The following is an 11,161-nucleotide window of genomic DNA, read 5'->3' on the forward strand; positions in this document are numbered from 1 at the left end:
TTCAGCTGAACTTGCCGCTGATGTAGTCACTGGTCAGTTGCTCACGCGGATTCTGGAAGATCTGCGTGGTCGGGCCCATCTCCACCAGGTAACCGGTGCGGGTGCCCTGGGAGATGTCGACCGAGAAGAACGCAGTGGTGTCGGCGACACGGATCGCCTGCTGCATGTTGTGCGTCACCAGGGCGATGGTGTAGTCCTTCTTCAGCTCGACCATCAGCTCTTCCACGCGGCGGGTGGCGATCGGGTCGAGTGCCGAGCAGGGCTCGTCGAGCAGCAGCACTTCTGGCTCGGTGGCGATGGCACGGGCGATGCACAGGCGCTGCTGCTGGCCGCCGGACAACGACAGGCCGCTGACCTTGAGCTTGTCCTTGACCTCGTCCCACAGCGCGGCGCCTTGCAGGGCGTGCTTGACGCGGTCGCCGATGTCACCCTTGTAGCGGTTCAGGCGCAGGCCGAAGGCGACGTTGTCGAAGATGCTCATGGAGAACGGGTTCGGCTGCTGGAACACCATGCCGATGTAGCGGCGCACCACCACCGGGTCCACCCCCTTGCCGTAGACATCCTGGCCAAGGAAGTGCACATGGCCTTCGAAGCGGAAGCCTTTGACCAGGTCATTCATGCGGTTGAGGCTACGCAGCACGGTACTCTTGCCGCAGCCCGACGGGCCGATGAAGCCGGTAATTTCGTTCTTGCGGATCGGTACATGGCTGTCACGCACCGCCATGAAGTTGCCGTAGAAAATCTTGTCCAGCTTGCAGTCCATGACGATTGGCGCTTCGCTGACCATGGGAGCGGCTCTCTGTGCAGTTGATACGTTCACGGTCGAATGCTCCCTTTCTCAGTACTTGGGCTTGCCGAAAATGCGGCTAAGAATATTGACGACCAGCACGATCATTACCAACACCAGCGAGGCCGCCCAGGCGAGCTCCAGCTGGTTGTCGAACGGCATGCCGGAGAAGTTGTAGATGAGTACGGCAAGCGAGGCCGTGGGGTTCATGACGGCCAGGCTGCCGTCGTGGTAGATCCAGTAGTTGCTGAACAGCGCGGTGAACAGCAGCGGCGCGGTTTCGCCTGCGGCGCGGGCCACGGCCAGCATGACGCCGGTAAGGATGGCCGGCATGCCGGTCGGCAGGACGATCTTCCAGATCACCTGCGCGCGGGTGCAGCCCATGCCGTAGGCGGCGTCCTTCATGATCTTGGGCACCATCTTCATGGCTTCTTCAGCGGTCAGCACGACGATCGGCAGCATCAGCACCGCCAACGCCACACCACCGGCCGGGGCCGAGTAGGTACCGGTGGTCATCACCACCAGGGCGTAGGCGAATACACCGGCAAGGATCGACGGCAGGCCGGTGAGCATCTTCGCGGCGAAGCGCGAGGCGTTGGCCAGCTTGCTCTCAGGCCCAAGTTCGGCGAGGAAGACCGCCGCCAGGATACCGACCGGAACCGCAATGGCGGCGGCGATGCCGACCATGACGAAGGTACCGGCCAGGGCATTACCGAACCCCCCGCCCATCTCGAAACCGGTGGGTGGCAGTTCGGTGAACACTTCCAGGCTCAGGCGCGCACCGCCCCGGGTGATCAGCATGTACAGCACGGAAATCAGCGGCACGCTGGCCAACAGGGCCACGCACCAGACCATGCTGGTCAGCACCAGGCTGCGCAGGGCGCGGCCTTCGAAGCGGCGCTGCAGGCTGGGCAAGGCGGTAGTGGCTGCAGAGAGGTCAGTCATTATTTGTTACCCCGCTGGGCGTAGAGCATGATCAGCGACCCGAACACGTTCACCAGCAAGGTGATGAACATCAGGACCAGTGCGGCGTACATCAGTACTTCGATCTCGTTCGGCCCGGCTTCCGGGAAGTTCAGCGCCAGCAAGGCCGCCAGCGTGTTGGCCGGGGCAAACAGGGACAGGGTGATGGTGTTGGCGTTACCCACCAGCATCGCCAGGGCCATGGTTTCGCCCAGTGCACGGCCAAGGCCCAGCACCAGGGAGCCGAAGATGCCGGTGGCGGCCGACGGCACCATGACCTTGAGGATGGCCTCCCAGTGGGTGGTGCCCATGCCGTAGGCAGCCTGCTTGGTCTTCATCGGTACGCTGGTCAGCGCATCCTGGGAAACCGCGGCGATGGTCGGCAGGATCATGATCGCCAGCACCAACGCCGCCGGCAGCAGGCCGGGGCCACTCAGGGAGGTGCCGAAGAACGGGATCCAGCCCAGCTCGCTGTTCAGCCAGGCGGTCAGCGGCCGGATGGCCGGAATCACTACGTAGATGCCCCACAGGCCGTAAACGACGCTGGGGATGGCAGCGAGCAGCTCGACGATGGTGCGAAACACCGCGGCGAGCCTCGCCGGCAGGAAATCCTGGGTAAGGAATATGGCCATGCTGACGCCGAAGAAGCCAGCGATCAACAAGGCGATCAGGGCGCTGTAAAGCGTGCCCCAGATGGCGGGCAGAATGCCGTACTTGCCCTGGTTGACGTCCCACACACTGCCGAACAGCACGTCGAAACCGTGCTTTTCCATTCCTGGAAGTGCTTTGCGTCCTACTTCGTATACCAATGCGAATACCAGCGCGAGAATCAGCACCACACCGATGCGCGCAAGGGCACGGAAGGTGCGATCGACCAGGAAGTCCTTGGTGGACGGCGGCTGGCACGCGGAGTCTGGGTTATCCGGTATGGCAAAAGGTGTGTTCATTTAGCGGGTTCCGGGACTAAGGGCAAACACCCCCGGCACGGCTGTCACACCGCGCCGGGAGCGCCTGAAGGTATTACTGGATACTTTGCGAGGCTTTGCGCACTTCATCGACCACCGACGGCGGCAGCGGGATGTAGCCCATCGAGTCGGCAATCTGCTGGCCCTTGGTCAGGCCGTACTCGACCATGTCACGCATGGCCTTGGCCTTTTCCGGGCTGCCGTTGTCCTTGCGGAAGATCATCCAGGTGTAGGAAGTGATCGGGTAGGACTTGGCACCTTCCGGGTCTGGCAGGTGAGCGATCAGGTTTTCCGGCATCTTCACTGCAGCCAGCGCTTGAGCACCGCTTTCGGCGTTCGGCACGACGTATTGGCCAGCCTTGTTCTGCAGCGAGGCGAAATCGACCTTGGCCAGCTTGGCGAAGCCGTATTCGATGTAGCCGATGGCGCCCGGGGTCTGGCGAACGGTGGCGGTCACGCCGTCGTTCTTCGGCGACTTGATGAACTTGTCGGTGGCCGGCCAGTTGACGGTGTTGCCTTCACCCAGGTCTTTCTTGAAGTCGGCATTGATGGCCGAGAGGTGCTTGGTGAAGACCGCGTTGGTGCCGCTGGAATCGGCACGCACGACCACGGTGATCGGCATGTCAGGCAGTTTCAGCTCTGGGTTGGCCTTGACGATCTGTGGGTCGTTCCACTGGGTGATCTTGCCGAGGAAGATGTTGGAGTACACATCGCGTGGCAGCTTCAGGCCTTTCGGGTTGCCTGGCAGGTTGTAGGCCAGGACGATTTCACCGGCGGTCATCGGCAGCAGCTGCACGCCTTCGCCAACCTTGGCAATGTCTGCTTCGCTCATGGCCGAGTCGCTGGCGGCAAAGTCGACGGTCTTGTTCAGGAAGTCCTGAACGCCTGCCCCGCTGCCCTTGGACTGGTAGTCGACGGTGACGCCAGCAGTGTTCTTGCTGAAGTCCTTGAACCAGGTCAGGTAGATCGGTGCAGGGAAACTGGCGCCGGAACCGGTCAGGCGAACGTTGTCTGCGGCAAAGGCCGAAGTGGCGCTGAGCGAGACGGCAACGGCGAGTGCAGCAGACTTCATCAGGCGTATCATGGAAAAGCGCTCCGTGTGATGGCCGACACACTTTGCAGCAGCTGTGTTACAGCTTTGTGACTGTTGAATGGCAGTGAACCTTTCAACCCCCTCTAGAACGGGGCACACAGTCAGCGGGCTGTCATTGCTTGGTAACCAAATGTGACTCGATACCTTGTCATCAGCTGCCTGCGCTGATCACGAAGCACAACTGGCCTGGGTCAGAGCGCCATGACCATTTCATGCCAGGCCATGCCACCGTGGTCCGAGGGCGAAGGCCGCACATACTGGTAGCCCATCTTGCGATACAGCTCGACGTGCTGTTCCTTGCACATCAGGTTGATGGTCTGCTTGCCCTGGGCCTGCATGCGGCTGATGAACTCGCGCATCAGCCGCTTGGCGTAGCCCTTGCCCTGGTGGGCCGTGTCCACCACCACTGACATGATCACCACGTTCGGCGCCTGCGGGTCGTGGCCGACCAGTTCCTTGAATGCCTCGTCGGACATCACCACCTCGTGGGCGCAGCCACTGTTGATGAAGCCGACGATGCCGTGGGGGTCCTGGAGCAGCAGGAAGCCTTCGGGGTATTGGCTGATGCGCGTGCGGATCTTCTCCAGCGTGGCCGCTTCGTCGCCCTCGTAGGCACCGATTTCGATCGCGTAGCAGCGCTCGGCGTCAGCGATGACGGGCTGGCGGAATGAGGTGTTACTCATGGGTAGGCATCCATCAATGAAATGATCGTGCCACTAGGGTAATAGAGCTGAGCGGCAAACCCCGCATTCTTTTCGAGGGCTATCATGGAACGCCTGCTGCGCCCTGCCCTCCCATGATCATGCAGGACGAACGACGCACTGCCCATTTACCCCTGGAGGACTGGCTCGCATGAAAAAGATCCTGATGGTACTGACCTCGCACGACCAGCTTGGCGACACCGGCAAGAAGACCGGCTTCTGGCTGGAAGAATTCGCCGCGCCCTATTACGTGTTCGTCGACGCCAATGCCGACGTCACCCTCGCCTCGCCCAAAGGTGGCCAGCCACCACTGGACCCGAAAAGCGACGAAGCGGACGCCCAGACCGACGCCACCCGGCGCTTCGCCAGCGACACCGAGGGGCAGATGGCGCTCGCCGACACCGTGCCGCTGGGCGAGGTCGACCCTTATCACTTCGATGCGGTGTTCTACCCCGGTGGCCACGGACCGCTGTGGGACCTGGCCGAGGATACCGATTCGAAAACCTTGCTCGAAGCGTTCTATGCCGCCAACAAGCCGATTGCGACGGTATGCCATGCCCCAGGCGTTCTGAAGAACGTGAACACGCCAGACGGCCACCCGGTGGTAAAAGGCAAGCGGGTCACGGGCTTCGCCAACAGTGAGGAAGAGGCCGTCGGGCTGACCCACGTGGTACCTTTTCTCGTGGAAGACATGCTCAAGGCCAAAGGTGGCGAGTACTCCAAGGCAGCGGACTGGGCAAGCCATGTGGTCGAAGACGGCCATCTGATCACCGGGCAGAACCCTGCCTCATCCGAGGCGGTGGCCAAGGCATTGCTCAAGCGCTTGGCCAGCTGACAGCGCGACGCCCCAGGCGGCCAGGCACGCTGGCTGCCTGGGGCGCAGGCCAGTGCGATTGTCAGTCATTTTGTAACGCCTTTATTCGGCAGAGCCTTCTAAAGGTGAGTTTGCTTTGAACGAGGCCGAAGTCTTCCAAAGCGGTTCGGCTGCCGCAAGATAGTATGGAGCTGGCGAGTTAGCGAGGCGGCTGAATCAGGACTTCAACCTACAGAGTGGCTAGAACTCCACCTTCCCCCGTCCCACCTTGACAGTACTGCGCCTGGCTTTTCCTTCCAGGCGTCGGGTCTTCGAACCGAGGGTCGGCTTGGTAGGCCGGCGTTTCTTCTCGACCTTGCCGGCAGCGACGATCAACTCGGCAAGTCGCGCCAAAGCGTCAGCGCGGTTCTGTTCCTGGGTGCGGTACTGTTGGGCCTTGATGATCAACACGCCATCACCGGTGATGCGGCTGTCACGCAGCGCCAGCAGCCGCGCCTTGTAGAACTCGGGCAGCGACGAGGCCCGAATGTCGAAGCGCAGGTGCACGGCGCTGGATACCTTGTTGACATTCTGCCCACCCGCGCCTTGCGCGCGGATGTAAGTCAGCTCGATGTCGGCATCTGGCAAATGCACGTTATTGGAAATGGTCAGCATGGCATGGCCCTTGGGATGGTCCTCCATTATCACAGCCTACGCCGCTCGCCCAAAGCACAAACCTCGCTGGACGCCAGGTTCAGTGCCGAGCTTTCTCATCAACCTCAGCCAAGCGCTTCCTGGTCGCGCGGGTCAGCGCTTCCTGCTCCTTGACCGATGTCGGCGTAATCACCTTGTCCACGGCTTCGGTATCAGGGTCCGGATTTTCAAGCACCGGGTCCGGCGCCTTCTCGCCGCGCTGCGCCTCCTCAGAGGAAATCGGCCGGGGGACTTTGTCGCCGGTCTTGCCGTCGGTGTGCTTCATGGGTTGCTCCTCGGGGCAGTGGTGTCTTTTAAGAAGAGCCCTGCGGCACGCAAAAGTTTGATCCATTCGCGCCCGGGCAGACTCCCTGGCAGCCACTGGCGAATCGGATTGAACAGCAACGCCCCTGCGCGCCCTAACGGAAGGTAACCATGCTTTCAGGAGACAGGCCATGATCGACCCCAACCACCCTGACCCGTATGTCGACGAGGTACCGCACAATCCGGGCGAGCCCGTACCCAAGCCGCGACCCGAACCGCAACAGGAGGCTCCAGACTGGCCTGAAGGGCAGGTGCCGCCAGAAGAGCAATCGGACGGCTGAGTGACGGCATTGCAGTGACGAGCCAAGCCTTGCAGGAGCGCGGTGCTGCCCCCGTGTACAGCACCGACATCCCTGCCCGCCTCGACCGCCTGCCGTGGACGCGCTTTCATACCTTGCTGGTGCTGGCGCTGGGCATCACCTGGCTGCTCGATGGCCTGGAAGTCACCCTGGCGGGCTCGGTGGCGGGCGCGCTCAGGGCCAGCCCTGCGCTGCACCTGAGCAACACCGACATCGGCCTGGCAGGCGCTACGTACATCGCCGGTGCGGTCATCGGTGCGCTGTTCTTCGGCTGGCTGACCGACCGCCTGGGGCGGCGCAGGCTGTTCTTCATCACCTTGTTCCTGTACATCGGCGCCACAGCAGCCACGGCATTCTCATGGAGCCTGTGGAGCTTCCTGCTGTTCCGCTTTCTCACCGGTGCCGGCATCGGCGGCGAGTACACGGCCATCAACTCGACCATCCAGGAATTCACCCCGGCGCGCTACCGCGGCTGGGTCGACCTGACCATCAACGGCACTTTCTGGATCGGCGCAGCGCTCGGCGCGGCCGGTGCGGTGTTTTTGCTCGACCCGGCGATTGCCGGTGGTGACCTTGGTTGGCGCCTGTGTTTCGGCATCGGCGCAGTGCTGGGCCTGCTGATCATGCTGATGCGCCTGTGGGTCCCGGAAAGCCCGCGCTGGCTGATGATCCACAACCAGCCGCAACACGCCGAGCGCATCGTCGCCGATATCGAGCGGCATTACCACGAACGCGGGATCGCGATCCCACCGCTTCAAGACCCTCCGCTGAAGCTGCGCGCGCGCGACCATACGCCTTTGCGCGAGGTGTTCCAGAGCTTGTTCGTCGAGCATCGGCGTCGTGCCCTGGTAGGCCTGACCTTGCTCAGCGCACAAGCATTCTTCTATAACGCGATCTTCTTCACCTATGCGCTGGTGCTGACCGACTTCTACCAGGTGCCGGCGGCCAAGGTGGGCTGGTATATCCTGCCGTTCGCGCTGGGCAACTTCTGCGGCCCGCTGTTGCTGGGCAGGCTGTTCGACGTGGTCGGCAGGCGCATGATGATCAGTTCGACCTATCTGCTGTCGGGGGTGCTGCTGGCCATCAGCGGCTACATGTTCCAGCGAGAGCTGCTCGACGTGACCCAGCAGACCCTGGCCTGGATGGTGATCTTCTTCTTCGCTTCGGCGGCGGCCAGTTCCGCCTACCTCACCGTGGCGGAGACCTTCCCGCTGGAAATCCGTGCCCTGGCGATTGCGGTGTTCTATGCCTTCGGCACCGGTCTGGGCGGCCTGGTCGGGCCGACCCTGTTCGGTGCGCTGATCGAAACCGGTGAACGCGCCTACGTGCTGTACGGCTACCTGATCGGCGCGGCGCTGATGATCATTGCCGGCCTGACCCAGGCGCTATGGGGCGTGGCGGCCGAGCGGTGTTTGCTCGAGCAGGTGGCCAGGCCGCTGTCGCAGATGAGCGAACCCTGAGCGCACCGTCCGTCCATTCAATGGCACTCCGGGCGCCCCCAGGCCTTCAACCGTTCAGGTACACCACGCAGGAGTGAATGCCATGCCACGCGGCGACAAGGACAAATACACCGACAAGCAGAAGCGCAAGGCCGAGCATATCGAAGAGAGCTACGAGCACAAGGGCGTGTCGAAGAATGAAGCCGAGGCGCGCGCCTGGGCCACCGTCAACAAGCAGTCCGGGGGTGGCGAGAAGTCAGGCGGTTCTGGCAGCAAGACCTCCGCTGGCGAGAAGAAGACTGCCCGTTCGGACTCTTCCAGGCGTGCAGCGAAGTCACGCGAAGGGCACGCCCGCGCATCCGGCAGCTCGCTGGAAAGCCAGACCAAGGCAAGCCTGCTCAAGGAGGCGCGCAGCAAGGACATCAAAGGTCGCTCGACCATGACCAAGGCCGAACTGGTGGCAGCCCTGCGCAACAACGCCTGACACTGTTGCGCAGGCAACAGCCGGCCAACAGTTGGCGGCGATCCACACAGGAACGCTCGCCCCAGGCTGGCTGCAACACACGCCTGGTGACCGAAGGCGACGGCTTTCGCATTGATGGGCGCAAAGGCTACTCAGCGTTTGAGGTTCGGTTATGCCAGTGGGTCATCTGCATGCCTGTAGCCGGATCCTGCGCGGGGACGGGCACGGCAGCGATACGCGCCAACGCCTGTTGGTGCCTTGCCCGATCGGGACGCTGGATGTCGTACTGCTCCTGCCCGTGCGGATAGGCGCCGACCACCAGAAAGTCATCGCTGGCTTCTACGCAACGGTGACCGGTACCCGCCGGCAACACCAGCACATCCCCCACTTTGACACTCAGCGTCTGCCCCGCTTCGCCGCCAAGGGTGACCTGGGCATGGCCCCTGGCGACGCCCAGGGCCTCGTGGGCGTTGGGGTGAAAATGGTGGTAGTCGAAGATGCCGGCACGCCATAGCGGTGCCCACTGGTGGGCCGAGAACAGCGCCTCGAACGCACTGGCATTGTCCTCTGCAGGGTCGAGCTGAAACCGGTACAGCAGTACCGGAAAACGGTTGTTGGGTGTGGCCCCGTCATCGTCGAAAAGCAGGGTCTGCAAGTTGCCGCTGGTAGTGTCGATAGCGCTCATCTGCATGGGTCCTGATCAGTGGGTCGATGTGCCTGGGAAGCCTGCGAGGACGACGAGGTTCCGGTCAGCCGACAGACGTGAACACGGGTGAAACTTTCCCGAAGCCGGCCAAGTCCAGACCCCTATCGAGGACATTCCGGGAGAAGACGATGACTGGCACGGTAGGCGACTTTCTGGTTGAGCGCTTGTATCAATGGGGGGTGCGGCGCATCTTTGGCTACCCCGGCGATGGCATCAATGGCGTGTTCGGTGCCCTGAGGCGGGCCAACGGCAAGATCGAGTTCATCCAGGCCCGCCACGAAGAAATGGCCGCGTTCATGGCCAGCGCCCACGCCAAGTTCACCGGCGAACTGGGCGTGTGCATCGCTACCTCCGGCCCGGGTGCCTCGCACCTGCTCACCGGCCTGTACGATGCGCGCATGGACCACCAGCCGGTGCTGGCCATCGTCGGTCAGCAGGCGCGCGCCGCGCTTGGCGGGCACTACCAGCAAGAGCTCGACCTGCTGTCGATGTTCAAGGATGTGGCCGGTGCCTTCGTCCAGCAAGCATCCACGCCGGAACAGGTCCGCCACCTGCTCGACCGCGCTGTGCGCACCGCGGTCGGTGAGCGCCGGGTCACCGCCATCATCCTGCCCAACGATCTGCAGGACCTGCCCTACAACGAGCCGCCCAGAGCCCATGGCACGGTGCATTCCGGCATTGGCTACAGCAAGCCGAAGGTAGTCCCCTTCGACGAGGACCTGCAGCGCGCCGCCGACGTGCTCAACGCTGGGCGCAAGGTGGCGATACTGGTTGGGGCCGGCGCGCTGCAAGCCACCGAGCAGGTCATTGCGACTGCGGAAAAACTCGGCGCAGGGGTGGCCAAGGCGCTGCTGGGCAAGGCTGTGTTGCCCGATGATCTGCCGTGGGTCACCGGTTCCATCGGCCTGCTCGGCACCGAACCCAGCTACCGGCTGATGAGCGAGTGCGACACCCTGCTGATGATCGGCTCGGGCTTCCCGTATTCCGAATTCCTGCCCAAGGAAGGCCAGGCCCGTGGCGTGCAGATCGACCTGCAACCCGACATGCTCAGCCTGCGCTACCCGATGGAGGTGAACCTGGTGGGCGACGCCGCGCAAACCCTGCACGCGCTGTTGCCACTGCTGGAGCACAAGGCGGACCGGCGCTGGCGTGACAAGGTCGAAAGCTGGCGGGCGCACTGGGACCAGACCCTGGAAAAACGCGCACTGGTCAAGGCCGAGCCGATCAACCCGCAACGCGTGGTGCACGAGCTTTCTCCACGCCTGCCCGACAACGCGATCATCACCAGCGATTCCGGCTCCTGCGCCAACTGGTTCGCCCGCGACCTGCAAATCCGCCAGGGCATGCAGTGCTCGTTGTCCGGCGGCCTGGCCAGCATGGGCGCGGCCGTGCCCTACGCGATCGCCGCCAAGTTCGCTCGGCCAGAGCGCGCCGTGGTCGCCCTGGTCGGTGATGGCGCGATGCAGATGAGTAACCTGGCCGAGCTGATCACCGTGGCCAAGTACTGGCAGCAGTGGGACAACCCGCAATGGATCTGCGCCGTGTTCAACAACGAAGACCTCAACCAGGTCACCTGGGAGCAGCGGGTGATGGAGGGCGACCCGAAGTTCGAGGCGTCGCAATCGATACCCGACGTGCCCTACCACCTGTTCGCCATCTCCATCGGCCTGCAAGGCATCTACGTCGAGCGCGAAGAAGACATCGCCGGCGCCTGGGAGCGGGCCCTGGCCGCCGACCGGCCGGTATTGATCGAATTCAAGACCGACCCCGACGTGCCGCCGCTGCCGCCGCATATCAAGCTGGAACAAGCGAAGAAGTTCGCCAGCACCCTGCTGCAGGGCGACCCGGACCAGGCCGGCGTCATCGTGCAGACGGCCAAACAAGTGCTCAGCTCGGTATTGCCGGGCAAGAAATGACCTACCGTGAGGACCTCCC

The 11,161-nt window shown here is 63.1% G+C and carries 13 protein-coding genes; 5 read left to right on the top strand and 8 right to left on the bottom strand.

What is annotated here, in order from left to right:
• Position 1: 1 nt before the first annotated feature.
• The 5 genes from pstB to ACTORR_RS03075 all read right to left on the bottom strand — a co-directional run bounded on the left by pstB (position 2) and on the right by ACTORR_RS03075 (position 4,491).
• Complete coding sequence (gene pstB, locus ACTORR_RS03055; RefSeq protein WP_050437214.1) at positions 2-763, bottom strand: phosphate ABC transporter ATP-binding protein PstB; 762 nt, start codon at positions 761-763, stop codon at positions 2-4.
• A gap of 75 nt (positions 764-838) precedes the next feature.
• Positions 839-1,732 carry a phosphate ABC transporter permease PstA gene (gene pstA, locus ACTORR_RS03060; RefSeq protein ID WP_054883789.1) on the bottom strand — a complete coding sequence of 298 codons (894 nt, stop codon included), beginning with the start codon at positions 1,730-1,732 and terminating at the stop codon, positions 839-841.
• Entirely contained in the window at positions 1,732-2,697 is a 966-nt protein-coding gene (pstC, locus tag ACTORR_RS03065) for a phosphate ABC transporter permease subunit PstC (protein WP_054883790.1), read from the bottom strand. The genes pstA and pstC overlap by 1 nt, the downstream gene beginning before the upstream one ends.
• Before the next feature lie 73 nt (positions 2,698-2,770).
• Positions 2,771-3,799, bottom strand: coding sequence for a phosphate ABC transporter substrate-binding protein PstS (gene pstS / locus ACTORR_RS03070; RefSeq protein ID WP_054883791.1), 1,029 nt, complete (start codon positions 3,797-3,799; stop codon positions 2,771-2,773).
• A 200-nt stretch (positions 3,800-3,999) separates the two neighbouring features.
• On the bottom strand, positions 4,000-4,491 hold the full coding sequence (locus tag ACTORR_RS03075; RefSeq protein ID WP_313365605.1) for a GNAT family N-acetyltransferase: 492 nt from the start codon (positions 4,489-4,491) through the stop codon (positions 4,000-4,002).
• A gap of 169 nt (positions 4,492-4,660) precedes the next feature.
• Here ACTORR_RS03075 and ACTORR_RS03080 point away from each other — a divergent pair, with 169 nt between their 5' ends.
• Positions 4,661-5,344 (top strand): type 1 glutamine amidotransferase domain-containing protein, encoded by a 684-nt coding sequence (locus tag ACTORR_RS03080; RefSeq protein ID WP_054883793.1) that lies wholly within the window; start codon positions 4,661-4,663, stop codon positions 5,342-5,344.
• A gap of 219 nt (positions 5,345-5,563) precedes the next feature.
• Here the strand turns inward: ACTORR_RS03080 and arfB are convergent, their stop codons facing one another.
• Both arfB and ACTORR_RS03090 read right to left on the bottom strand, forming a co-directional pair.
• Positions 5,564-5,977: an alternative ribosome rescue aminoacyl-tRNA hydrolase ArfB gene (gene arfB / locus ACTORR_RS03085; RefSeq protein ID WP_313365604.1), complete on the bottom strand. Its 414-nt coding sequence runs from the start codon at positions 5,975-5,977 to the stop codon at positions 5,564-5,566.
• Between the two features lie 79 nt (positions 5,978-6,056).
• Entirely contained in the window at positions 6,057-6,281 is a 225-nt protein-coding gene (locus ACTORR_RS03090; RefSeq protein ID WP_054883794.1) for a hypothetical protein, read from the bottom strand.
• 169 nt (positions 6,282-6,450) lie between these two features.
• On the opposite strand from ACTORR_RS03090, the gene ACTORR_RS03095 reads away from it, so the two are divergent.
• From ACTORR_RS03095 to ACTORR_RS03105, 3 genes are all read left to right on the top strand, one after another.
• Complete coding sequence (locus tag ACTORR_RS03095) at positions 6,451-6,600, top strand: hypothetical protein (RefSeq protein WP_156351877.1); 150 nt, start codon at positions 6,451-6,453, stop codon at positions 6,598-6,600.
• A 14-nt stretch (positions 6,601-6,614) separates the two neighbouring features.
• Positions 6,615-8,078, top strand: a complete 1,464-nt coding sequence (locus tag ACTORR_RS03100; protein ID WP_441343537.1) for an MFS transporter — start codon at positions 6,615-6,617, stop codon at positions 8,076-8,078.
• Between the two features lie 82 nt (positions 8,079-8,160).
• Positions 8,161-8,541, top strand: a complete 381-nt coding sequence (locus ACTORR_RS03105; protein WP_313365139.1) for a termination factor Rho — start codon at positions 8,161-8,163, stop codon at positions 8,539-8,541.
• A gap of 127 nt (positions 8,542-8,668) precedes the next feature.
• Here ACTORR_RS03105 and ACTORR_RS03110 read toward each other — a convergent pair whose 3' ends face one another.
• Positions 8,669-9,205 (bottom strand): cupin domain-containing protein, encoded by a 537-nt coding sequence (locus tag ACTORR_RS03110; protein ID WP_313365140.1) that lies wholly within the window; start codon positions 9,203-9,205, stop codon positions 8,669-8,671.
• Between the two features lie 149 nt (positions 9,206-9,354).
• On the opposite strand from ACTORR_RS03110, the gene ACTORR_RS03115 reads away from it, so the two are divergent.
• On the top strand, positions 9,355-11,142 hold the full coding sequence (locus tag ACTORR_RS03115) for a thiamine pyrophosphate-requiring protein (RefSeq protein ID WP_441343538.1): 1,788 nt from the start codon (positions 9,355-9,357) through the stop codon (positions 11,140-11,142).
• Positions 11,143-11,161 lie beyond the last annotated feature (19 nt).

The organism is Pseudomonas sp. SAR267, assembly GCF_052077595.1.
GTDB lineage: Bacteria > Pseudomonadota > Gammaproteobacteria > Pseudomonadales > Pseudomonadaceae > Aquipseudomonas > Aquipseudomonas vlassakiae.